26 protein-coding genes are annotated in these 25,151 nt (G+C 31.1%); 25 read left to right on the top strand and 1 reads right to left on the bottom strand.

Features of this window, described 5'->3' with window-relative positions; all coding sequences use genetic code 11:
* Positions 1–242: 242 nt before the first annotated feature.
* Entirely contained in the window at positions 243–1,055 is an 813-nt protein-coding gene (locus SJY43_RS15295; RefSeq protein WP_396601611.1) for a hypothetical protein, read from the bottom strand.
* 364 nt (positions 1,056–1,419) lie between these two features.
* On the opposite strand from SJY43_RS15295, the gene SJY43_RS15300 reads away from it, so the two are divergent.
* The 25 genes from SJY43_RS15300 (at position 1,420) to SJY43_RS15420 (ending at position 25,033) form a co-directional block, all read left to right on the top strand.
* Positions 1,420–2,094, top strand: coding sequence for a tetratricopeptide repeat protein (locus SJY43_RS15300; protein WP_396601612.1), 675 nt, complete (start codon positions 1,420–1,422; stop codon positions 2,092–2,094).
* A 158-nt stretch (positions 2,095–2,252) separates the two neighbouring features.
* Positions 2,253–2,942, top strand: coding sequence for a hypothetical protein (locus tag SJY43_RS15305; RefSeq protein ID WP_396601613.1), 690 nt, complete (start codon positions 2,253–2,255; stop codon positions 2,940–2,942).
* A 220-nt stretch (positions 2,943–3,162) separates the two neighbouring features.
* Positions 3,163–3,663 carry a hypothetical protein gene (locus SJY43_RS15310; protein ID WP_396601614.1) on the top strand — a complete coding sequence of 167 codons (501 nt, stop codon included), beginning with the start codon at positions 3,163–3,165 and terminating at the stop codon, positions 3,661–3,663.
* 175 nt (positions 3,664–3,838) lie between these two features.
* The gene (locus SJY43_RS15315; RefSeq protein ID WP_396601615.1) at positions 3,839–4,522 is read left to right on the top strand and encodes a DUF6891 domain-containing protein; all 684 of its coding nucleotides are present in this window, start codon (positions 3,839–3,841) and stop codon (positions 4,520–4,522) included.
* Positions 4,523–4,674: 152 nt separating this feature from the next.
* Entirely contained in the window at positions 4,675–5,145 is a 471-nt protein-coding gene (locus tag SJY43_RS15320) for a hypothetical protein (protein ID WP_396601616.1), read from the top strand.
* A gap of 166 nt (positions 5,146–5,311) precedes the next feature.
* Positions 5,312–6,370 carry a hypothetical protein gene (locus tag SJY43_RS15325; protein WP_396601617.1) on the top strand — a complete coding sequence of 353 codons (1,059 nt, stop codon included), beginning with the start codon at positions 5,312–5,314 and terminating at the stop codon, positions 6,368–6,370.
* Positions 6,371–6,513: 143 nt separating this feature from the next.
* Positions 6,514–6,945: an energy transducer TonB gene (locus tag SJY43_RS15330; protein ID WP_396601618.1), complete on the top strand. Its 432-nt coding sequence runs from the start codon at positions 6,514–6,516 to the stop codon at positions 6,943–6,945.
* A gap of 146 nt (positions 6,946–7,091) precedes the next feature.
* Positions 7,092–7,934 carry a hypothetical protein gene (locus tag SJY43_RS15335; protein WP_396601619.1) on the top strand — a complete coding sequence of 281 codons (843 nt, stop codon included), beginning with the start codon at positions 7,092–7,094 and terminating at the stop codon, positions 7,932–7,934.
* A gap of 165 nt (positions 7,935–8,099) precedes the next feature.
* Positions 8,100–8,879, top strand: coding sequence for a hypothetical protein (locus SJY43_RS15340; RefSeq protein WP_396601620.1), 780 nt, complete (start codon positions 8,100–8,102; stop codon positions 8,877–8,879).
* A complete protein-coding gene (locus tag SJY43_RS15345) occupies positions 8,875–9,426 on the top strand; it encodes an RNA 2'-phosphotransferase (protein WP_396603422.1) in 552 nt (183 codons plus the stop codon). The genes SJY43_RS15340 and SJY43_RS15345 overlap by 5 nt, the downstream gene beginning before the upstream one ends.
* Before the next feature lie 1,025 nt (positions 9,427–10,451).
* Entirely contained in the window at positions 10,452–11,114 is a 663-nt protein-coding gene (locus SJY43_RS15350; protein WP_396601621.1) for a DUF4145 domain-containing protein, read from the top strand.
* A 136-nt stretch (positions 11,115–11,250) separates the two neighbouring features.
* On the top strand, positions 11,251–12,456 hold the full coding sequence (locus SJY43_RS15355; protein ID WP_396601622.1) for an exonuclease domain-containing protein: 1,206 nt from the start codon (positions 11,251–11,253) through the stop codon (positions 12,454–12,456).
* 128 nt (positions 12,457–12,584) lie between these two features.
* The gene (locus tag SJY43_RS15360; RefSeq protein WP_396601623.1) at positions 12,585–13,106 is read left to right on the top strand and encodes a hypothetical protein; all 522 of its coding nucleotides are present in this window, start codon (positions 12,585–12,587) and stop codon (positions 13,104–13,106) included.
* A 162-nt stretch (positions 13,107–13,268) separates the two neighbouring features.
* Entirely contained in the window at positions 13,269–13,967 is a 699-nt protein-coding gene (locus SJY43_RS15365) for a hypothetical protein (protein WP_396601624.1), read from the top strand.
* A gap of 167 nt (positions 13,968–14,134) precedes the next feature.
* Positions 14,135–14,704, top strand: coding sequence for a hypothetical protein (locus SJY43_RS15370; RefSeq protein ID WP_396601625.1), 570 nt, complete (start codon positions 14,135–14,137; stop codon positions 14,702–14,704).
* Positions 14,705–14,864: 160 nt separating this feature from the next.
* Positions 14,865–15,644: a hypothetical protein gene (locus tag SJY43_RS15375; protein WP_396601626.1), complete on the top strand. Its 780-nt coding sequence runs from the start codon at positions 14,865–14,867 to the stop codon at positions 15,642–15,644.
* Between the two features lie 661 nt (positions 15,645–16,305).
* Positions 16,306–16,902, top strand: a complete 597-nt coding sequence (locus tag SJY43_RS15380) for a hypothetical protein (RefSeq protein ID WP_396601627.1) — start codon at positions 16,306–16,308, stop codon at positions 16,900–16,902.
* A gap of 169 nt (positions 16,903–17,071) precedes the next feature.
* Positions 17,072–17,695, top strand: coding sequence for a hypothetical protein (locus SJY43_RS15385; protein ID WP_396601628.1), 624 nt, complete (start codon positions 17,072–17,074; stop codon positions 17,693–17,695).
* A gap of 147 nt (positions 17,696–17,842) precedes the next feature.
* The gene (locus SJY43_RS15390) at positions 17,843–18,802 is read left to right on the top strand and encodes a transglutaminase domain-containing protein (RefSeq protein ID WP_396601629.1); all 960 of its coding nucleotides are present in this window, start codon (positions 17,843–17,845) and stop codon (positions 18,800–18,802) included.
* 146 nt (positions 18,803–18,948) lie between these two features.
* Positions 18,949–19,380: an energy transducer TonB gene (locus SJY43_RS15395; protein ID WP_396601618.1), complete on the top strand. Its 432-nt coding sequence runs from the start codon at positions 18,949–18,951 to the stop codon at positions 19,378–19,380.
* Positions 19,381–20,281: 901 nt separating this feature from the next.
* On the top strand, positions 20,282–20,779 hold the full coding sequence (locus SJY43_RS15400) for a DUF1648 domain-containing protein (protein ID WP_396601630.1): 498 nt from the start codon (positions 20,282–20,284) through the stop codon (positions 20,777–20,779).
* A 179-nt stretch (positions 20,780–20,958) separates the two neighbouring features.
* On the top strand, positions 20,959–21,369 hold the full coding sequence (locus tag SJY43_RS15405; protein ID WP_396601631.1) for a VOC family protein: 411 nt from the start codon (positions 20,959–20,961) through the stop codon (positions 21,367–21,369).
* The gene (locus SJY43_RS15410; protein ID WP_396601632.1) at positions 21,370–23,643 is read left to right on the top strand and encodes an aminotransferase class III-fold pyridoxal phosphate-dependent enzyme; all 2,274 of its coding nucleotides are present in this window, start codon (positions 21,370–21,372) and stop codon (positions 23,641–23,643) included. It begins immediately after the preceding gene.
* 345 nt (positions 23,644–23,988) lie between these two features.
* Positions 23,989–24,402, top strand: coding sequence for a hypothetical protein (locus SJY43_RS15415; RefSeq protein ID WP_396601633.1), 414 nt, complete (start codon positions 23,989–23,991; stop codon positions 24,400–24,402).
* Positions 24,403–24,559: 157 nt separating this feature from the next.
* Positions 24,560–25,033, top strand: a complete 474-nt coding sequence (locus SJY43_RS15420; protein WP_396601634.1) for a cell division protein — start codon at positions 24,560–24,562, stop codon at positions 25,031–25,033.
* Positions 25,034–25,151 lie beyond the last annotated feature (118 nt).

The raw sequence follows: 25,151 nt of genomic DNA on the forward strand, positions 1-25,151 counted from the left end.
TATGTCTTTGCCAACGCTCAATCCGAAATAAATAAGAAACATCGGAAAAAAAAGCTGAATGAAAAAAGCACTACTTACAACACCGTGTATAATTAATTTCTTGTCTATTAACTACTTACGAAAGTTCTCGCAGACTTTAAATGTAGTTTTTATTTACTAACTTTAGTGCTAAATCACGCAACTAATCATACACAAACACGTTGGCAACAAGCTGAAAAACAAATACTATTTAAAAAAAATGTCTAATTCCAGTCAAGTTCAAAGGTTACTTTAACACTACCTCCATAGTTGTCAATATTTATCTGACTAGGCTTTTCACTAACATAGTCCGCAAAATTTAAAAACCAATTGGTTAAATGTTCAGAAGTAGTAGGATCTCCGTCTAAATCAAATAATTCAAAATACAATACATTATCTACACTAAATAATAATTCGTTACTTTCATAATTCCATTCAAAACTGCTTTCATTTTCATGTACCTCTGAAATTGGAAGATCGACATGTTTATATGAAGGATTTTCCTTGCTCACATCTATTCCTACATATCTCTTATTTATTTGGAAATATAAATCCGCTAGCCGTTCAGGATCGGTATCAGAAAAACCTGGATCGAAAGACTTTCCTTTGTTTGGGTACGTGTTTAGAGTAACCTTTGATATTCTAACCGAATTAGTAATCGAATCGACTTGAATTTGCCTTTCCAATCTTCTTACTTTACCATCTTGAGTTTGTGCCTCAATGAAAAAAGTTTTAATACCTACTGTTTGATAACTAAAACTTACTTGAAATTGATTGTCATTATCAATACCTACGCACTTCGTTAGTTGACTAACATCTGGATTAAAAAAATCGGAACCAATACATCCCAAACTTAGAGTTTCATCTGAAGAGGCATTTATTATAATTCTTTCATCTATTCCAAAAATATTTCTTTCCAAATCCAAAGACAACTCTAATTCATCTTCAGGAGTCTCTGTGACACTTTCATTATCCGAAGTTTCAGAAGAACAAGAAATCAAAACAAACAATAAGAATAAATTTGAAATTTTTGTCATAAAAAAGTTTTTATCTAAAAAAATTTAAACGTAATTGTTATAAATTTTATTGGACAAATTACATCTCTTTTTAGTTTTTATGCATTATTGTTAATTAATGCTCTCTTACTTAGACCACGGGGTAATAGATTTTAAAAATTAATTTTAATGGAATAAAGCCAGTTGCCAACAATGCCTAAACGTAATGCGGACTTTAGTGCGAATCCGAAAGGTCTGTGTATATTTATGATGTCGCTAAATCTTTGGGATTTAGCTTTGGACAAGAAAAAATAAAACTAAACCAAAAGCTTTAGCTTCGTGCGAAGACGGAAACGAAAAGTTTCCTTACTACCGCACTACGCTTAGCCGCACCGTTGCCAACAATATGAAAATACATCATACCATCATATCAATTATTTCAATTTTACTTTTGTCGAGTTGTGGGAAATCGGCTGAAGAATTATTATTAGAGGCTGAAAAATATGACGAAATTGGACAGTTTGAAAAAGGAATTGAAATTCTAAATCAAGCTATCGCAAAAGACCCTAAATATCTTGGAGCATACATTAATCGTGGAACTTATAAATCGAGTTTAAAAAAATATGAAAGTGCGATTTCTGACTATCAGAAAGTGTTGGAGTTAGACCCTAAAAATACTCTAGCTATTTATAACATAGGAAATAGTTATCGACAAACAGGAAATCTGAAAAAAGCAAAGGAATTTTATGATTTAGCTTTTCAAACCAAAGGAGGAGAATTAATAACAATCGATTACAAACCGAATAGTTTTATCGAGAAAAGTCTTTTCGATGTGCCAAGTACCGAAATATATTATAATCGCGGATTGGTTTATTATGACTTATTTGATTACAAAAAAGCTTATTCTGACTTTAATAACAGTTTGAAAAATGATTCTGAACCTGCTGATAATTACTATATGATAGGTTCTTGTTTGCTAATGAATGGAAATATTGAATTGGCTTGTGAGCAATATAAAAAGGCAATGGAATTAGGGGATGAAATGGCAAAATCGGAATTTAAAAAACATTGTGGAAAATAAAATACTGTTGGCAACACCGTATAAAATTAATTGCTAGTTTCTAGCCTACTTACGAAAGTCCTCGCGGACTTTCTATCTGTGATTTATTTGCTAAATTTAGTGCTTAAATCACGCAACTAATCTTATACAATCACGTTGGCAACAATTTAAGAGAAACTATGTACCAAGAAAAAACAGACCAAGAATTAATTGAACTTTACGGAATGCACAATAAATTGACATTTCAAGCTCAACTGAATTTACAAAAGGAACTGAATCGCAGGAATGTAATTGAAAACACAAGTGATTTAGAAAACTCTATTAAGAAAAAAATGTCTGAAATTGAAAATCTCGAACATTTAAAAGACATAGGATTTGAAGTAGAAAAAATCGGAAGTTCATTAAAAGTAACTCGGACTTTTAAGGCAATACTAATCGATATTGTTGCTGGCTTCTTCGGAATTTTATTTTGCATAGTTGGACTTTTTGGAATAATTGGACTAATTGGCTCATTTTTTAGTGAAAATGATTTTAGCTTGTTTGCTATGGTAATTGATTTAGGTATGATTGGACTCGGAATTTTAGGAGTTCAGTTCTTAAACGGAATAAAGCGATTAATCGACTTTTCTGGTTTTGAATTAATTAACACCAATGGAATTATTATTTTGAAAAAACGGTTTGATTTAAAACTTGTGGAAATACAAAAAAACGTTTCATTATTGGACTTGGAACAAAATTCCGACCGACTGATTTTAAAATTAGACAAAGACGAAGTTTTTTCTGGAAATGCTAAAAACATTGTTCAATCAATGTCATTAAAAGAATTGAACCGAAAATTAAAAACTGTTGCCAACACCGTGTATAATTAATTGCTTTGGTCGTTGCCTACTTGGAAAATTCCTTCGGAATTTTCTTGCGTTCGTTTTTGTTTACTAAATTAGTTGCTTAAACACGCAACTAACCATACACAAAACCGTTGGCTGTAATTTGAGAATCTCGTTGACTAAATGAAACATATGGTTAACTAATTACAGCTTTTATGAATTAACAAACTGAATTATATTGGAATTGAATAAAAAACGATTGACTTTGACAAAACAAACCACTATTCCGATTTTAATTCTACTATTAATTATTTCGTCGTGTTCAAGCAATAAAATAGTCGGAACATACAAATCAAATTTTGCATCTTACGGACGTTTTCTAAAAACTCTGAACCTAAATTGTGACAGTACTTTTGTTATGAACTTTTACGGAGATTTTATGAATGACAATTCATATGGGAAATGGACAATCAACGGAGACACTCTAATTATGACATACGACACAATTAATTATCCGAAAAGCAGATATTCTGGAATTAACAAATACTTAATAAAAAACAATAAACTGACTTCTAATTTTCCAATAACAAAGGAAAAATATGACGAGTTGGTCGAATTAATAGAAAAAGAGGGAATGACTGACAGTTTGAAAATCGGTAGCTATTCAAAATTCAAAAGAACAGCAGGAAAAACACCAGCAAATTTTCAAGGAAAAATGAAAAGACAATATTTTAAAAAAGTTGAGGAAAAAGATTGTGGAAAATAAAAAACTACAGCCAACAATGTATAACCGCAATTACGGCGGATTCGACTACGTCCGAATCCACTCGGAATTGCTAACGCCAGTTCTTAACCGAAAATTAGTAACTTTAAACCCGTAACTGACGGTTATACGAGACCGTTGTGTGTAATGCAAAAAAAACGGCGAACTACGATAAAATATGAAACAAGAAATCAAAGACGAAGCAATTGAACAACTTGAAAAGGATATACTTTTTGGGTTTGAAAATGGAGATGATTTACTTGAAAGTATAAGTGAAATGTTTTATGACGAAAGTGATTTCGATGAAAAATGGTTAAAACAAGAAATCGACATCAGGTTAAAAAAACATCAAGCTGAAAGTCTAAAATGGGAAAAACCAACCGATTTTGATAGATTGGTAAAATCCTTCGATGAACTGAATAAAAATAAAATAGTTTCTCTTCACAGAGCTGGTTATACGAAAAGCGACGGAGAAGAAGATTGTTCTGAAATTATTGCTGAACTGAAAGAAATCGGAATTAGTGCCAAAGGATATTGCTATTATCATACACAGGATTTAGAAAGAGCAATTGCGGAAGAAAAGATGCTTTTTATAGGTTTTGATAGTTATAATCGTGATGATGAACTTGCGAAAGAAGTTGCCGAAAAAATTGTTAGTGTTTTAACTGATAATGGATTTAAAACAAAATGGAATGGTTCAATCGACACACGAATTGAAATCTTAAATATCAATTGGAAAAAAACAGTTGACAATATCGATTACAATTATGGACGAGTATTTGAGATTATCGAAAAGTACCATAAACCAGAAAAAGAAAATATTGAGGATAAGAGTAAAAAACCATTTTGGAAAATATGGTAGTAGAAAAGCACTACACACAACACAGTATAAAAATAATTGCGGTTTAGTGCTTAATCAAAAGGTCGTTCCGTGTTTGTAACGTCTGATTTTCCTTCGGAAAATCCTCGCATACAAACCCGCAACTATTCTTATACATAAACGTTGGCATTAATATGACGAAAAAAATCGAAAATAATAAAATAAGTGTAAAGACATTATCAGTCATTCCTTTAGGAATAGCATATTTAATTTCTATACCTATTCAAGCATATGTTTTGAAATTTATAGGATTTAATAATCAATATCTAATTATCGTAGGTTTTCACCTTATTTGTTCTTTTATTTTATTTTTAATATTTACTGGAACTTTAATTATTGAAATAAAAAAGGAGAAGAAACTAATAAAAGTTGAATGGGATAAAAAACCTTTATTAACAAAAACAGAAAATCAAGTAATTTCTATATCTGAAATTGAAAATTGGAAATTACAGACAGGACGTGGTACAGACAAGTTAAAGATATTTCTAAAAAATAATAAAGTTTTAAAAATAGATTTTAATAATATGTCAGATTTTGGACAAAATTCGAAGAAAAAAGATTTGCTAACAAGCTATCTGACTTCTGAAAAAATAAATTCAATATGAAAATAAAATACTAATGCCAACACCGTATATAAAAAATTGCTAGTGTTGTGCTAAATCAAAAGGTCGTTGCACGTTTGCTACGTCTGATTTTCCTTCGGAAAATCCTCGCACGCAAACACGCAACTTTCCATATACAAACACGTTAGCAAACATTAGAAAAATAAATATGAGAACAATCAAATTTACTAGAATAGCATTTATTTTTATGATTTCATTACTTAGCTGTAATAATCAAAATAAAGAAACCAATTTTGATGACTTAGTTATTAAATGGAATAGCGCAATTTCTTCTAAAAATATTGAAAAATTGAGTTCTATGTATGATAATACCATTTTATACTACAATGTTAATAAAACGAAAAATGATTGTATTTCAGACAAATTAGATTTTTATAAAAAAAACCAAGACTTTACTCAAGAAATATTAGGAGAGATAGTTACAAACAAAGTAGACGACAAAGTCAAATGTGAATTTATAAAAAGAGTAAATATTAACGACGAAAGCAATGAATATTCTAGTTATCTGATTTTTAGAAAGATAAATAATCAATGGAAAATAATTAGCGAAAGTGATTTATTAAGTGATAATTCATCAAAAATTTTAGATAAAAATAGACAAGAAAAATCTATCAACCAAAGCTTGAAAAAGAAAATTAAAGATGTAAAAATAACTAATGGCAATATATTTATCATTTATAATAATGGAACGCAAAAGCAAATTACTTTTAACGGAAATGATGAAAACCCAATATACCTTGGCAAAAACATACTATTTATAAGAAACATCAAGGAAAGTGGAGCACAACAAAACTATAGTAGAAAGAAAATAATGCTTGTTTCAATTGATGACTTTACTGAAAAACTAGTTACCGATAAAAAGCCTTTTAAAGATGGATTAGATAATTCCTATGAAATTTTTAACATTATAAACCCAACATTATCTCTAGATAAGAAATATTTATATTTCTGCGTTGAAAGATGGGTTACAGAATCTATGATTGTAAAAGTCAACATTGAGACTGGAAAATGGAGTGGATTATTCTCTGGGAATTATTTCGAATACATTCATAATGGTAAATACAAAGGTCTTTTCTTAATTGGCAGAAGCGAGATAAGAGATAAAGGGAGAGAAATTTATTATATGTTAGTTGATGAAGATGGTAATATAAAAAAAGAATTTAAAGATGAAAAAAGTGCTGATAAATTTATGGAAACTGTCAAATAACGATTTGCTAACACCGTATAAAAATAATTGCGGTTTACTGGCTTAATCAAAGGTCGTTACATGTTTGTAACGTCTGATTTTCCTTCGGAAAATACTCGCATACAAACCCGCAACTATTCTTATACATAAACGTTACCTGCAATATGAAGAAACTGCTAATATTCATAATTCCACTTCTGATTTTAAGCTGTAAGACCGATAAAGAAAAATCGGAACTGACTGATGAATCAGCTCAATATGAAATGGACGGAATAATTGACCCGATTGAGTATCGTGCGGAATTTAAATACGGACTTGACAGTATTCCCAAAATTATATACTCGAATATGATATTGACGGACGAAAAAGGAACAGTCTGGATTTCGATAAAAATTGATAGCACTGGAAATCTTGAGAAGCCCAAAATTATGAAAAGCGAGAACGATAAATTAAACTCGGAGGCTTTAAGGTTAGCGGAATTAATACCTAATGAATGGAATCCTGCTGAATTAGGACCTGAACGAACAAAAATCGCTTCGATATATAATTTTCCAATAAAATTTGACAAAGCTGTGAAAATATTATATTCGGAATAAAGAATAAAATACAGCAGGTAACACCGTGTATAATTAATTGCTTGGTCACTGCCGACTTACGAACATTCCTGCGGAATATTCTATCTGTGATTTATTTGCTAAATTAGGTGCTTAATCACGCAACTAACCATACACAATCACGTTATATGCAAGTTGGGAAAAACGAACTTCAAACAAAAACATTGAAAAATACAATATTTACAATATTATTTATTTTATCGTTGAGTTCGACTTTCGCCTTTAGCACAAACGACACTTTGCAACTGAAAAACGAATTCAAAGAACTCACTATTCGATATCAATATGGAGATGAATACTATACTGTTGAGGAAATGAAATTTGTGAAAAATGGAAACAAAATAATCGCAACAATTTCTATTCCTAACAATGAACAACTTGAACAATCCGAAACTGAATTGACTAAAATCAATATTTCTTCAATTGACAAATTTCTGACCAAAGCGTTTGAATTTAAAGACGGTTGTGCTGAAAAATGGACAAGTTCCTATGTGAATTATTATACTCTCAATATTGACGAAAAACAAATCAAGATTTATAAATTTTGCAATTGGGAAGAATCAAATTTTATGGAGCTGAAAAAAGAAATTTTCGGTAATTATTTAATAAAATTAGAAGAAAAACGAAAACAACTCAATATTGAAAAAAATGAACTTTTAATTGGACTTTGGAAATATGATAACAGTATTCATAAAATTGAAAAAGACAAAATCTATACTTTAACGAGATTAGAAAACAAGTCCAAAGAAAATTGTTTTTTGAAATTTAAAAAAGACCAAAAATTAGTCGACTATTATTGTCTTAAGAATTCGAAAACCAAATATGATTTTAGATTTGATATTGTAAATGGAAATTTGATTTTATTCATAAACGGAGAAAATAAAAATGACAGAAAAGAATTTGTTTATGGATATAGATTTAAAGTTTTGAAAATAAATAAAAACACAATTAAATTAACAACGCTGAATTAAAACCTGCATATAACACCGTATAAAAATAATTGCGGCTTAGTGCTTAATCAAAGGTCGTTGCGTGTTTGTAACGTCTGATTTTCCTTCGGAAAATCCTCGCATACAAACCCGCAACTATTCTTATACATAAACGTTACCTGCTATTAAAAATGAACCGAGAACAAAATGGGATTATTTGACAAAATATTCGGAAAAAGCAATGCGATAAAGGTTCAATTTATTGATTCGTCAAACGGAAACGTCATTGGAGTTTCAGAAATGCCACCAGAACAGCTTCCCGAGACATTTGAAATTCAGACAACAATGCATTTAAATGATGAAGATTGGTCAATTGAAGAAGCAATTCCCGCACATTCAAGGGATTTTCTTCAATCCAAGAGCTTAACGTTAAAAATGAGAAAAGTGGAAAGAATGAACCCGAATGATATTTGGTTCACTACACCAACAATATCTAATGAGTTTCCTCAAACCAATACAAAAACAAAAGATTCTGAGTTTGACATTAGTATTCACGAAGATGACTACAGACAAAAGGAGTTTTTGAAAATCGATTCACTTCCCATAATAGAAGAAGAATTAAAGGCTATTAAAGAGATTTGGGAAAATCATTCTAAAAAGAGTGAAGAATACACCTTGTTCAAAAATTGCCACACGAGAAAAACGATCGGGTTGGCTAACTTATCAATCGATTTCAATGAAATACAAAATCTATTGAATTCTAATTCAATTGGACAAGTAATAATAAACGGAGAAATACTCTCAAGCGGATTCGGATTGACAACAGAAAACACAATATATTTTGGAACTCTTAATGGTGGAAAAGTAGTTGAACTCTGCATTTCACAATGGAACGAAAAGACGACAAGCGAAATTTTAAAAATCAACAAGGAATTCCATTTGCTATTTGTGGATTGGTTTAACTGCGACTTAATTAAAAATGATTAGCGAAAAACAACAAACGCATATAAGCAAGTTTTTAAGTTTGGTATTAAGACATAAACCTGAAACAATTGGCATTCAGATTGACCAAAATGGATGGGTTGACATTAATGAACTGATTGATAAATCAAACAAATACGGAATTCAATTTGACCGAGAAACATTAAATCATATAGTTGCCACTAATTCAAAAAAACGATTTGCTTTTAATGACAAATTTGACAAGATAAGAGCCAGTCAAGGGCATTCCGTAGAAATCGAATTAGGCTATAAAAATCAAAAACCACCTGAAATACTTTTTCACGGAACAAGCGAAAAATCAGTTCAATCTATTTTGAAAAAAGGACTTGAAAAGCGGAACAGACAGCACGTTCATTTGAGTAGTGATACTGAAACAGCAATCAAGGTAGGACAGCGTCACGGAAAGCCCGTAGTATTTGAGATATTAGCGGAGAAAATGTACAATGACAAAATTGAATTTTATATTTCGGAAAATGGAGTTTGGTTGACTGATAATGTGCCGACAAAATATTTGAAACTAAAAGATGATTAAAAATAACAGCAGGTAACAATGTATATAAAAAATAGGCGAAATAGTACTAAAATTAAGGGCTTTAGCTCATTTCAAACTTTGTATTTAACCGAAAGTTCGGTGCTTCGAAATCGCCTACTTTTCATATACTAAACGTTACAGCTAATTTTCACAGCAGCAACGTCATAAGGAGATTTTGACAATAAATCAGGTTGTTTAGCTTGGCTCTTTTAATGTTTTTTGTGCGTTGCAAACGGATTATTTTGATTTAAAAACCTCTTTGATGATTAAAACAAATGGATTAGAGGATTTAGTATCGCTTCTATCCTACTCAGATTTATCATATTATAATCTAACGCAATCAACACATTGAGATACATTATCGTTTTTAACACTTGGATTCATTATCGCTTTTAGCATTTTGATTCTTTGATACTTAAATATTAATCGCATCTGCACTTGGATAAATTAACTCACATTAGGATACGGAGTGCTAAAACTGTTTTCAACTCGTTCTGATGCTTAAATGATAATTTGATACTAAATCGCTTAACTCAACATATTTAAAAGCTACACTTTGTTAATGGTAACTAACTTGATTCCTTTCAGCTCATTAATCAGCAGTATTGTAAGGTGATTGTCCTGTACGGTCGGACTTTTTGCTGCAAGCATTTTGATTCTTTCGCATTGGGATTGTAAAACTGTAACCTGATTAGTTATTCTCACCAGTCTGACCATTCATGACAATCATTTTAGGATAGAACAAATTGATAGGCGGATATGAAAATCAAACTAGCTGTAACAAAGTGTAAAAAACATTGCTCGCTTTTTGCTACTTTTAGCTTCAATACATTTAATTTACGGTTGTGTAACGGGATAATGAATCGCCCAGAAAGCGCAACGTTTCTTACACCGACCGTTGCCACACATTTGAGAGAAACCCTATGAATAGAGAAATTTGGACAAGAAGAAACTTTAATAATAACAATCCGAAAAGTTATCCTTGTCCGACTTGTAATGTAGGAATATTAGACCTGAATGGAATTTTGACTAAAATCACACCAACAGGAAAACATATGGAATACTACAATTATGACCAAGGAATTGAACACGTATTCAGCGGAATTCTACAATGTAAAAATGCGGACTGTAAAGAATTAGTAACAATAAGTGGACAATGTTTAAAGGACATAGTTTACGGAAAAGAATTACCAGACGGACAATTAGTCGAAGACCGATTTTCAGATTACTTTCCAAAGTACTTTTATCCAAATTTGAGATTATTTAAACTTTCTGATAAAATTCCTGCGAATGTATCCGAACAAATAAATTTATCCTTTTCAAATTATTTCGATGATTTATCTTCTTGTGCGAACAGAATAAGAAACTCAATCGAATTAATATTAGATGATTTAAAAGCACCTAAATGGAAAAAAACAAACGCTGGAAAAATTCATAAATTTAAAGTTCTACATCAGAGAATAGAACATTATGGAAAAAGAAATAAAAACATAGCGAATCACTTATTGGCATTAAAAATAATTGGAAACGAAGGAAGTCACGTTGGAAATGTTGCAACCGAAGATGTTTTAGATGCCTACGAAATTTTAGAGCAACTAATTGAGTTTGCTTATATAAAAGAAACAAAACGAATCGCTGAAATTGCAAAGGAAATAGTTACACGAAATAAACCAAGAACAGCGGAATAAAAACGTGTGGCAACAACGTGTATAATTAATGGCTAGTTCTCGCCTACTTACGAAAATCCTCGCGGATTTTCTATTAGGTTTTTATTTGCTAAATTAGGTGCTTAAACACGCCACTAATCATACACAAAACCGTTGTGTGTCATATGACCAACCAACTAAAATCAAGGAAAAAACAATGTTTAATTGGTTCAAGAAAAAAGAAAAAATAGAAAATCCGATTGAAATTTCAGTCAGCGGAATAAATCCTCAAACCGAAAATGAATTTCTATTCTACAACTTTGTGGAATTGACTTTTGCACCTCATTTGAAAAAATGGTACGAAAAAGCAAAGTCAAACGGAATTGAATTTAAACCTCAATACGAAAGAGCAATAAAGCAAAAAACAGCGACATCGGAATTTAAAAATCCTCATAGTTTCCCAGAATATTTTGACAGCAAATTTGACCATATTGTAATCGATTTTGAAACTGCAAACCAAAACCGAATTAGTGCTTGTGCTTTAGGTTTGGTATTTATAAAAAATGACAGAGTTGCTTATCAAACAAGTTTTTACATAAAACCACCCGAATCGGAACAGTTTTCAAGTAGGAATATTGGAATTCACGGAATTACTGCCGAAGACGTTGATTATGCAATGGCTTTCGATGAACTTTGGGAATCTGAACTTTCAAAATATTTTAATCAAAACTTAATTGTGTTCCATAATGCAAGTATGGATTTAAGTGTTTTAAAAAATCTTTTTGAACATTATAAAATTTCAGGTTACGAAATTAAGTATTTAGACACAATGCAACTTGCCGAAAAATCAGGAAATCCAAAAAAGTTATCTGAATTAGCGGACAAATTTGACATTGAATATATCGACAAACATAATCCTGAAGAAGATGCGAAAGTTTGTGCTTACGTTTTTGGAGAGCTTGCCGAACTTTATCCAGATTATGAAAGTTTAGTAAGAACTTTAAGCGAAAAAGAAGTTAAAGAAAAAATAAAACGTAAAAAAGAAACAGCGGAAGTCAAAAATCAAAATCTTGACTACGTTCAAGAATATTCACTTGACAAAGGAGAAATCGAAAAAATTGAAATTAAAGACAAAGCATTCATTTTTACAGGAGAAATAACGACTGACAGACGTACTGCAAAGAATTTTATTGAGGAAAATGGTGGAATAATAAAATCTGGGATTAGTAGTAAATTAGACTATGTTATTATCGGAGCAGATTTTGGCTGGTCAAAAATCCAAAAGGTTCACGATTTGAATGTAAAAAAGAACTGTAAAATAAAAATATTAACGAATTCGGATTTTGAACATCTGAAAAAAAATACGCCACACAACAACGTATAAAATTAATTGCTTGGTACGAGCCTACTTACGAAAATCCTCGCGGATTTTCTATTCGGTTTATATTTGCTAATTTTAGTGCTTAACCACGCAACTAATCTTATACAAAACCGTTGTAACCAATTTGAACAATGAACCTACTAACCATTATAATTATCGGAGTTTTAGCATTATTAGGAATTTCATATTGGTCAACTCAAACGGAAAAGAAAACCAATGAATTTCAAGCTGATTTAAAACTATCTGCATCTGAATTTGAGCAACATTTCGGAGAATTAAAAATTAATGGTGGAACACTACGTTTTTGGGGAAATTGGTTCGGAAAACCTATGGACAATTACCACGAAATAAAAAGCGTGGAATTTGATAACGGAAAAAATATTCTCATTCTTACTTTAAACGAAGAAGAAAATTTAAAAATTTGGAATCCTTCGAATTTAGAAATCGGAAAAAAGGAATTGCGGATTAAAAATGCTGACAAAATATTATTTGAATGGCATCTTTACGGAGAAGACAAAATCGGAGAAAATTTGAAGTTTGAATCCTATATAAATAATGGCATAAATATAAAGTTTACGACTGATTATATGGCTGAAAAGCGGAATGATAAATGTTATAAATCTGAACCAGCTTTATCAATAATCGGATTTTAAAAAACTGGTTACAACACCGTGTATAATTAATTGCTTTGGCAAGTGATTATTTGGAAAATTCCTTCGGAATTTTCTCGCGTTCGTTTTTGTTTACTAAATTAGTTGCTTAAACACGCAACTAACCATACACAATCCCGTTAGCTGTAATTTGAACCAACCTTTATGGTAGAAAAAAAAGACATCGAAAAATTAATAATTCAGAACAAAAAAAGTACTCTGAAAAATCATTGGAACGATGCGTTTTTTTACAACACCACAAAATACAGCGGAGAAATAAAATCGACTGAACTTCTCATTTGGAGGTCTGCACATTTTTTGAGAGGAGCCTATCCTATTTTTCATTTGACTTTTGACCAAAACGGAGAACTGAACGGAATAAAAACGGAGAAAAACCCTTATCACAAACTTCTGAATAAAATATCAATCGGATTTTTTATTGTAGTTGTTTTGGTTTTGTTATTTACGTCTGAATTTAAGACTGCCATTATTGGAATAATCGGAATTTCTGTAATTGGAACTTTGTTGCATTTAGTAATGTCAAAAGCAAAAAAGTACGAAACAAAAAATTTGACTGACGAACTGAAAGAAGCCATAGGAAATATAGAACGAGCAAATAATCCTGAACTTGTAAACAAACCGAAAGCGGAATTAAAGAAAGAAAAGGTTAAAGAATGGACTTTTACGAAGATTTTAACAAGACTTCTACTCTACCCTTTTTGCTTACTACTTTTATGGTTTTCGATAACTGGTTTTTTGCGTGAAGGAAAGACATTATACGGAATATTTGGAATAGTTGTCGCTTTAGCTTATCCAATTGCCGACATACTATTGGCATTCGGAAAAAATAAAAACTACAGCTAACATTGTATAAAAATAATGCGTAAGTTTATTCCTAAATCAAAAGTTAGTGCTTGTTTGCTTGCATCTGATTTTCCTTCGGAAAATCCTCGCACTCAAACTACGCACTATTCTTATACGGAACCGTTGTGTGTAATGAAAAAACTGACTCAATTCTGAATTTAAAACCTATGAAAAAGGTATTGTTATTTATTATTTTAATTCTAACTTTCAGTTGTGAAAAGTTTGAAAAAGAAATTCATATTGAGGAATTAAAATGGTCTATGGAAATTCCAAATGAATTTAACGAAGTTCCCATAAGAACTTCTGAAATCACGAAAGAAAAAGGAATAAAACTAATTGAATCAGCTTACCCAGAAAAAAAGGTGAAAATTATAGCTAAAACCTTATTTAATTATAATAATGGAAAATTTAATTCTATTAAAGCGCAAATTACTGAACTGAATTCTGAACAAACTTTAGAAAATGAATTTAAAAAAGCGAATGAAATAGTCATTAAATCATTTACAAAAAATCGACCAAATACCGAATTTGAGAAAAACATAAGTAAAGAAATAATTGACGGACAAGAATTCCAAACTTTTAATTTCAAAACTCTGAATAAATCTGGAAAAAATTATGAAATGAAAGTTTATAGTAAAATGTTTGGAATAAAAAAGTTAGACATAATAATTGTAAGTAATAGCGTGGAGAAAAAAAAAGTAATTGAAAATATAATTTTAAATTCGAAATTTGAATAAAAACACTACACACAACACCGTACAAAATTAATTGCTTACTTACTGCTTACTTACGAAAATCCTCGCGGATTTTCTTTGTCAGTAATTATTTACTAACTTTATTGCTTAACCACAGCAACTAACCTTGTACAAACACGTTGCCATTAATTTGACCCAAACTATGAAAATAACGATTTTAGCAATATTATTTCTATCAATTAATTCTGTTTTCGGACAAAATAAAGAAGTGGAATACAATGAAATAATACCAGAATATATAGTTGCTGTTTGGGAAAATAACGGAACATCAAATAACTCGGAATTTAATGAACCTGAATTAAATCAAATTAAGGGATTTTTTGTCGAATTAAGCAAAAAGCAAAATAATATAACTTCTAATCAGTTTTTAAGCAAACCAACTGATAATACTCTCGTAGCTCATTATTTAAATACTAAACTCAAATGGAATTCATTTAATGGGCCACACGTTGGACTGAAAAAATTATCAACCAAAAAAGTCGTTAAGAACTCAATTAAAAATTTACCGACAAGAAATGAACTTTTAGCATTTTATTACAGTTCTATTTTCATAGATGTTTTGAATAAACAAAAGCCAATGGATTTAGCTGAAACCAATATTGACTTGGATAATCTAAATCTTGATAACGATTCGGAAAAAGCAATACTTTTTTTAACTGCAATGCGACACGTTGGAAATCAAGTATCTTCTTATGCGACAGCTCGATTTCCTGATAATTGCTTCAGAGCAATAGAATATGTGGAAAATATGCCAAAATTTAATGGAAAAGCATTTTATAAGTTTGCCTTGCCAGAGTTCGAGGATTTTAAAATAGAAGTTGATAAACGAAAGCCGAAAATGAGCTTTAAAGAAAGATATTTACCTGAATTTAAAAATGCTAAATTAGGAATGGAGAAATGTCTTGCGGAACAAAAAAACTAATGGCAACAACGTGTATAATTCATTGCTAGTACTCGCCTACTTACGAAAATCCGCGAGGATTTTCTATTTGGTTTGTATTTGCTAAATTAGTTGCTGAAACACGCAACGAAATCATACACAAACACGTTGCCAACAATGCTGGAGCAAGTTTGCGGATAATAAAAAGCTTAGTTTATTTTCGGTTTTTTTTTAGATTTTTAAGAAAGTAAAAACGAAAAAACTATGTTGTGGAATTCTGAAAATCATGCTGAATTCTCACTCAAATGCGGAATGAAAAGCAACGTCGGAATTGCTCACTCAAAATCTGAATGAATCGCTGTTCGGAATTTGACAAAATTACGGATAATTGGAAACGGAACGAAACCTAAAAATGACGTCTGACTTCCACTTTACCGAAAAACAATAAATCGGAATTTGAGCAAGTTTGCGGAATTAAAAACAAATGAACTTACTCAAATCCTGAAAAGAGAAACGCGGAAATAAAAAAATAACAAAGCACAGTTGGCAACAACGTATATAAAAAATTGCTATTTTGTGCTTAATTCTATGGTCGTTGCACGTTTGCTACGTCTGAATTTCCTTCGGAAATTCCTCGCACGCAAACCCGCAACTTTCCATATACAAGACCGTTGGGCAACATTACCAATCACACTTTTGAAAAATGAAATACCTTATACCAAAATCATATCGAATCCGACATAAAATATTAGAATTTTTATCTAATGAGCGAATGAAAAATGGCGGACTTAATCCACCACAAGAATGGAAATTTACATTGAAACAAATTTGTGAAAACATAAACGAGGATTTAAAAGATGTTAATATTCAATCAGATTATTTATTTTATAAAAAATTAATTCATTGTAGCGAAAACGAATCTGAATTAACTAATCCATATTGTTTTGCAACAGACGACGGAATAACTTTATTCTCATCAAAATCAATATTAAACGATGGACTTTTATTTGGCTCAAGCATTTTTAACAACATATCGACTGGGTTTTTTCAAATCATAATAGCTATTTCAACAATTATATCTCTTTGGTTGACTTTTTCGGAATCTAATAAGCTATCTGATAAAGTAGATAAATTAGAACAATCAATAAAACAGACGGAATTGAACCTAAAAGAACCAAAACTAAATTGCCAAAGTCAAAATAATTCCTACGACACCAAGGCAGATTATCAAACCAAGCCTCAAATCGACGAAATGGACTTAACCAAGGCTGCTCAGGTTCAAGCGGAAATAAAAAAATAAAAACGTTGCCCAACACCGTATAAAATGTATAGCTTTTTTTCTGTTTATTTGGATACTCTTTTTTTTCTTTTAATGTTCTCATTTTCTATCTATTTTTCGTTAAATTTACGCTACACACCTTATACATGCACGTTAGGCAACATTAACCCACAAAACTAAAATGAAAAAAATGAGAAAATTGACTTTATTACTAATTGTATTAGTGACCTCTATTAATCTAAATGCTCAATCAGATTCTGAAATTAACAACTCAATCCGAATTAATGCCTTAGGCTTAGTTACTGGTTTTTATGAATTTCAATATGAAAGAGTGATTAGCGAAAAAGGAGCAATAAAAATTGGTTTCGGAACTGGAACATTAAGAGATGTATCTGGTAGTGATGCCGATGACGATTTTGAGGATGCATTTGGAACAAATTCATTTAACAATAATAATCAACGAGTAGTTGAGGGATTTACACTAAATGCTGAGTATAGGTACTTTTTTAGTCATTTAAAGGCACCAAAAGGTTTATATGTGAGTCCAGGAATTCAATATCTGAAATTAAATGAAAAATACACATATACAGATAGTAATAACCAACTTTCAACTTTAGTTGATAATGATTATTCAATTTTTAATATCAGAGGTCTTTTTGGATATCAATTTATTATAGCAAAAAGAATTATCTTAAATCCGTATTTAGGTGCAGGAATTGCTTTGGGTAGTGTTGATGAAAATAATAGTAGAGCTGATGCATTCGGAACAGGGTTTTCGATAAATGGAGGAATTGATATTGGAATTGGATTTTAAAATAACGTTGCCTAACACCGTATAAAAATAATTGCGGTTTAGGGCTTAATCAAAGGTCGTTGCGTGTTTGTAACGTCTGATTTTCCTTCGGAAAATCCTCGCATACAAACCCGCAACTATTCTTATACATTAACGTTGCCACCAATTATGAAACGAACTTTCTGCATTGCATTTTTCATATTGTTTTCAGCTAATTCTGTGATTTCTCAAACGGAATCAATAAAGGCGTTGGTAGAAAAAACGAATGAATTGAATCTTGATATGTGGGATTTAACGACTTATGCAGAGGAAAACCTAAAAGACAAAGAAGAATTAGCCAAATTTTTTTACTATTGGATTGGTTCAAATATCCAATATGACGAAGAAACATTCTCAAAGACAATAAATGGAGAATTAAGTAATGAGAAATTTTGGGAACTACAAAATGAATCTGTTGTTTATGAAAATAGAAAAGGAGTCTGTGCTGGATATGCAAATTTATATAAATGGTTTTTGGATTGGGCTGATATAGAAACTGTCGTGATATCAGGACATATTCGAGATTTAAGAAATCATTATGTGGAACTGGAATCTGACGATAATTTCAGACACGCTTGGAACGCTATCAAAATAAATGACAAATGGATTTTAGTTGACACGACTTGGGGAACTTCAAAAGACCAAGAAATATCTGAATATTATTTTGATATAAAACCAGAATTCTCGATAATCACACACTATCCAGAAGAGAATAAATGGCAACTTCTTAAAGAACCTCTGACTCTTGAGGAATTTAATAAGTCTCAATTTATAAAGCCAATATGGTTTATGATTGGATTTACGGAAGTTCCAAAGCTAATGGCTGATAAAGAATTTTATTATTTCACATTTGAGGATTTACCGAATAACGAATGGTCAGTAAGTCTAAAAATGAGTACTGACAATCTGAATTTTGAACCAATAAACGATATAGAAGTAATCGACCAAGATGGAAGAACATATTTTCGATTTGGAAAAGCTCAAGTCCCTAAAACGGCTTATTTCAAAGTTAAAATTGCGAAATTCGAAAATGATGAAGATGGATACTTTAAAACTGAACACAAAGATGTCATAAACTTTAAAATATAAAATAACTGGTGGCAACAACGTGTATAATTCATTGCTAGTTTTAGCTAACTTACGAAAATCCTCGCGGATTTTCTATTCGGTTTTTATTTGCTAACTTTAGTGCTTAAACACGCAACGAAATCATACACATCAACGTTACCTGCAATATGAAGAAACTGCTAATATTCATAATTCCACTTCTGATTTTAAGCTGTAAGACCGATAAAGAAAAATCGGAACTGACTGATGAATCAGCTCAATATGAAATGGACGGAATAATTGACCCGATTGAGTATCGTGCGGAATTTAAATACGGACTTGACAGTATTCCCAAAATTATATACTCGAATATGATATTGACGGACGAAAAAGGAACAGTCTGGATTTCGATAAAAATTGATAGCACTGGAAATCTTGAGAAGCCCAAAATTATGAAAAGCGAGAACGATAAATTAAACTCGGAGGCTTTAAGGTTAGCGGAATTAATACCTAATGAATGGAATCCTGCTGAATTAGGACCTGAACGAACAAAAATCGCTTCGATATATAATTTTCCAATAAAATTTGACAAAGCTGTGAAAATATTATATTCGGAATAAAGAATAAAATACAGCAGGTAACACCGTGTATAATTAATTGCTTGGTCACTGCCGACTTACGAACATTCCTGCGGAATATTCTATCTGTGATTTATTTGCTAAATTAGGTGCTTAATCACGCAACTAACCATACACAATCACGTTGCAAGTAATAGCGGAAATCACTCGAACTTTGAAAATATAAAGAATAAATGAGAACATTTTTTTCGGAAAACATAATTTGGAAAAAACTTGAAAACCGAAAAATAAAAATGTTTTCAATAATTGGAATATTTTTATTCTACATTATTTACAATTTGAATTTCAATGTTCAAAATAATGTAGAAATGTCTTTTTTAAAGTTGTGTTTAGGCTTGCTAATATCAATGAGTATAGGAATATTTGTATCTGGAGTAATTCTTTATGGTTGGTTTAATATAGAACAGAAAAAAAATAGTTTTCTTAACAAATCTGAAATCTTGAATTTTGATTACTTCTTAAGAATTTACATTCTTTATTATCTGATTATGTTACCAATTGGAATATTATTCTAATTTTTGGAATAGTTCCTCACTCATAGAAGACTTTGAAAATTTAAAATAATAGAAAATCACTCAAGCTCTGAAAATCAGAATTGCGGAATTTACTCAAACTCTGAATTGTAAACTTGGTGAAATTGTTGTTTAAAGTCTGAATTTTAAAAAGTAAAAAGTGAAATAAACGGAATTATAAACTGAAAACAAACTACTACTTGCAACACCGTATAAAAAAAATTGCTACATTAGTGCTTAACCAAAGTTAGTTGCATTTTTTGCTACTTCTGAATTTCCTTCGGAAATTCCTCGCACACAAAAAACGCAACTCTTTTTATACAAACACGTTGTAGCCAATGTGAGAGCAACATTTTGGAAAAGAACAAAATATGAATAAAAGACCGAGAATAGAATTACAATTAACACTAACCGACAAGATTCTTGAGATATTAGGTTGGTCTGCGATTTTCGGAATATGGTCTTTGACTTTAATAAATTATTTTGAGTTGCCCGAAATAATTCCAACTCATTACAATGGAACTGGAAAAGCTGATGGATTTGGAGATAAGACAAATATATTTGCATTACCGATAATTTCGACAATATTATTTATTGGATTGACAATTCTAAATAAAAATCCACACGTGTTTAATTATCCGAGTGAAATAACAAAAGAAAATGCTTTAAATCAATATACAAATGCAACTCGAATGCTGAGAGTTTTAAAATTAGTTATTGTACTAATTTTTGGACTAATTGTTTTTAGAACAATTCAAAATGTAAACGGAAATGCAGACGGACTTGGAACTTGGTTTTTACCTTTAACTATGGCAATGATTTTTATTCCGATGATTTATTTTTTGATTAACGCGAATAAAAAGAACTGAATAAAACACTGGCTACAACACCGTATAAAAAAAATTGCTAGTTTTAGCTAAACCAAAGTTAGTTGCTCGTTTGCTAGCTTCTGATTTTCCTTCGGAAAATCCTCGCACACAAACACGCAACTTTCCTTATACATAAACGTTGTAATGCATTTAAGAACAAATAAAAAAATTACAAAAGTATGGCATCATTCCACTATGCATTTAAAGTAAAGGATATAGAATCAACAAGAAAATTCTACGTAAATATTTTGGGTTGTGAAGAAGGTAGATCTACAAAAACTTGGATTGATTTTGATTTTTTTGACAATCAGCTTTCAGCTCACATTAGTGACAATTTTCCCGAATTAGATTACTGCGGAAAAGTGGATGGAATTAGCGTTCCAATTCCTCATTTTGGATGTTTATTAGACAGAGATAAATTTGAAAGAATTCAAAAGAAATTAGAATCCGAAAAAATTAACTTTGTTGTTAAACCACAAAAAAGATACGAAGGAAAGGTTGGTGAACAACAGACAATGTTTGTGTTTGATTTTAGTGGTAACCCTTTGGAATTTAAATCATTTACTAACCCTGACGAGATATTTAAATAAATGAATACATTTTTAGAAAAAGAATTTAGTATAAAAATACTAAATAATAAGACACTTGATGGTTATGATAATAAGAACTATCATATCACGACAGTAGAAAATGATTATATCTATAAGACTTATAAATTTTCAGAATCGCTAAAAGATACCGTTGAAGCAGAGAATGATACGCTTCTTTACTTACAAGAAGAGTTTGATTCATATATTCCAAAGCCTGTTCCTTTTAAAGACCATTCCTTTGTAAAAGTAATAGACTCGGATGATGGCAAAGTAATTTCGCGTATGCTTTCTTTTTTAAAGGGAGAGTTTCTTGGCAAAGCAAAACATACACCGTCCTTATTTGAATCCTTGGGAATTTTTTTGGCTAAGCTAGACATCAAATTAAAAGACTTTAAAAACTATAACATTCAAGCCAGAAAATGGGAATGGGATATTCAATACTTTGATTTAAACAAAAAGTACATCAATGACATTCCAAATTCAAAAGATAGGAATGTAGTTACTTATTTTTTCAATCAGTTTGAAGAAATTGTACGACCTGTCATTCCAGAACTTAGAAAACAAGTTATTCATAATGATGCTAATGAATGGAACGTACTCGTTCAAGATGGTAAAATTTCTGGAATCATTGATTTCGGAGATGTTGCACATACTTTCTTGATTAACGAATTGGCGATTGCTATTACTTACGGTTGCTATGACAAAGAAAATCCACTCGAATGGGCAATAATACTTGTTAAGTCGTACCATCAAGAGCTTCCTTTAGAAGAGAAAGAGCTCAAAATTTTGTATTACCTCATAGCTGCAAGACTGTGCACTAGCGTGTGTAATTCTGCTCACGCACGCAAAACAGACCCAGATAATACCTATGCATCTGTTAGCGAGAAGTCCGCTTGGAAAATGCTTTACCGTTGGCTAGCAATAAATCCAATCAAAGCTGAAAATGAATTCAGAGAAGCGGCAGGTTTCCCAAAGCTAAAACAGATTGATATTCAGGAAGTCCTAAAAAGAAGACATCAGCACATCAGCCCTATATTATCATTAAGTTATAAAGAGCCAATTCATATGGTTCGTTCAGCATTTCAATATATGTATGATGCTGATGGAAATACGTTTTTAGACGCTTACAACAACATTCCGCACGTAGGACATTCTCACCCAAAGGTAGTAGAAGCTGGTAAAAAGCAAATGGCTAAACTGAATACCAACACAAGGTACCTTTTTGACGAACTAGCTATATATGCTGAAAAACTATTGAGCCACTTCCCCTCTAAGTTAAACAAAGTGTTTTTTGTCAATTCTGGAAGTGCAGCTAGTGATTTAGCTATTAGAATGGTAAATAATCATACAGGTACAAAACATATGATGGTAATGGAGCTTGGTTATCACGGTAATACACAAACATCTATTGATATAAGTGATTATAAATTCAATAATCCTAAAGGAAATGGTCAAAAAAAACACATAATAAAAACAACTATACCAGACATTTATAAAGGAAAATATCAAACAGACAATCCCAATGCTGGGCAGTTATATGGATTAGATGCAGTAGCACAAATTAAAGAGAGTACTGTGTCAATTTCTGCGTTCATTAGTGAACCTATTGTGGGTTGTGCAGGTCAAGTACCACTACCCAAAGGATATTTAAATGAAGTGTATCCAGCTATAAGGGCACAAGGTGGAGTTTGTATTAGTGATGAAGTACAAACAGGCTTTGGGCGACTAGGAGAACACTTTTGGGGATTTGAAGCTTCTGATGTAATACCCGATATGGTAATACTTGGGAAACCAATTGCAAACGGACATCCTATGGGAGCTGTGGTTTGTACTGAAGAAATTGCTGCATCTTTTGAAAAGGGTGTAGAATTTTTTAGCTCATTTGGAGGCAATCCTGTTTCTTGTGCTATAGCGACTGCGGTATTGGATGTTATAGAAGAGGAGGAATTACAAGAAAATGCTAAAGTAGTGGGTGAACATTATACTTTGCGTTTAATAGAATTAATGCATAAATATCCTTGTATTGGAGATGTTAGAGGTAGCGGATTATTTATCGGTTGCGAAATAGTAAAAGATAATTCTAAAGACCCAAATACAGAACTAGCTAGTCATATTAAGAATGAATTACGCAGTAAACACATATTGATAAGTACAGATGGTCCTTTCGACAACATTATAAAAACTAAACCTGCCTTATGTTTTAGTAAAGAAAATGCGGATTATGTAGTGAACGCAATTGATGAAATATTAAAAACGCATTACAACAATGTATAAAAATAATAGCGGTTTAATCGCAAAAAATAAAGTAAGTAAATATAAAAAAGGTCTTTGTTTAACCGAAAAATTAGTGCGTGCTAATCCGCTACTATTCTTATACGAGACCGTTGTAGTGCATTTAAGAAACCGTGAAATTGAATTAAAATTGTGATTATATTTGAAATTATTACGGAATTTATTTCAGAAGTTTTGGGTCGTTTTTTCATTGAAATTATATATGGAAAAATAATACTCGGAATTCCCAAATTGTTAAAAAAAAGTATTCAATTTATTCGAGTTAATATTTTCAGATTTCAAAATAAATAGATTTGAAAAACAATACTCTATAAAAACCCAATCTGAATGAATTTAAAACCTGGAAAATTGATTCTCTTCTTCGGACTTTTTTGCTTTGCAATTTCCCTGTTGTTAATCTATGTTCTATTTTTTGTGCTTGAGGAATATGAAAACGGCGGACTTTTAAGTGTTCTTTTAATGCTAATTGGATTTTTCTTAATCGGACTTTATTTGACCTTACATTATTACAAGTATAGAATTATAATCGGAGAAAAATCAATGATTATTAAAAACGAAATTGGAGCAAAAAAAGAAATTTATTGGACTGACATTGACAAAGTGGATTACAATAAAACTTTTAATATGATTGTTGTTTGGAGTAATAAAAAGAAAAAATGGATTAGCCCAATTTATGGACATTTTATTGATTTTATTGCACCTGAAAAATATACGGAAAAACTAAAACGAATAATTAATTAAAAACGCACTACAACATTGTATAAAAATAATGCGTAAGTTTATTCCTAAATCAAAAGGCTAGTGCTTGTTTGCTTGCATCCGATTTTCCTTCGGAAAATCCTCGCACTCAAACTACACACTATTCTTATACGGAACCGTTGTACACAATACCCCAAAAATGCCGAGAATCGAACTTCAAACCGAAATAAAAGCTGATAGAAATATCGTGTTTGACTTGTCACGAAGTATCGATTTGCATAAAATATCGACCAAACAAACTAATGAAGAAGCAATCGCGGGAAAAACAAGCGGATTAATCGGAATGAATGAAAGCGTAACTTGGCGAGCAAAACACTTTGGAATTTATCAAAAACTGACTTCCAAAATAACCGAATATGACCGACCAAAATACTTTGCGGATGAAATGGTTAAAGGAGCGTTTTCGGAATTTAAACACGAACATCATTTTTCAGAATCGAATGGCGGTACTTTGATGACAGACTTTTTTGATTATAAATCGCCTTTTGGAATTTTAGGAAAGTTAGCGGACAAACTGTTTCTGAAAAAATATATGACTGAATTACTAACTGAAAGAAACCGAATTGTAAAAGAGTTTGCGGAATCTGACAAATGGAAAGAAGTGATAAAATGAAAAAAGTACTGTGTACAACAATGTATAACCGCAATTACGGCGGATTCGACTACGTCCGAATCCACGCGGAATTGCTAAAGTCTGTGCTTAACCGAAAAGTCTGCGTATATTAACCCGT

Source organism: Algibacter sp. R77976, assembly GCF_044594645.1.
Lineage (GTDB): Bacteria > Bacteroidota > Bacteroidia > Flavobacteriales > Flavobacteriaceae > Algibacter_B.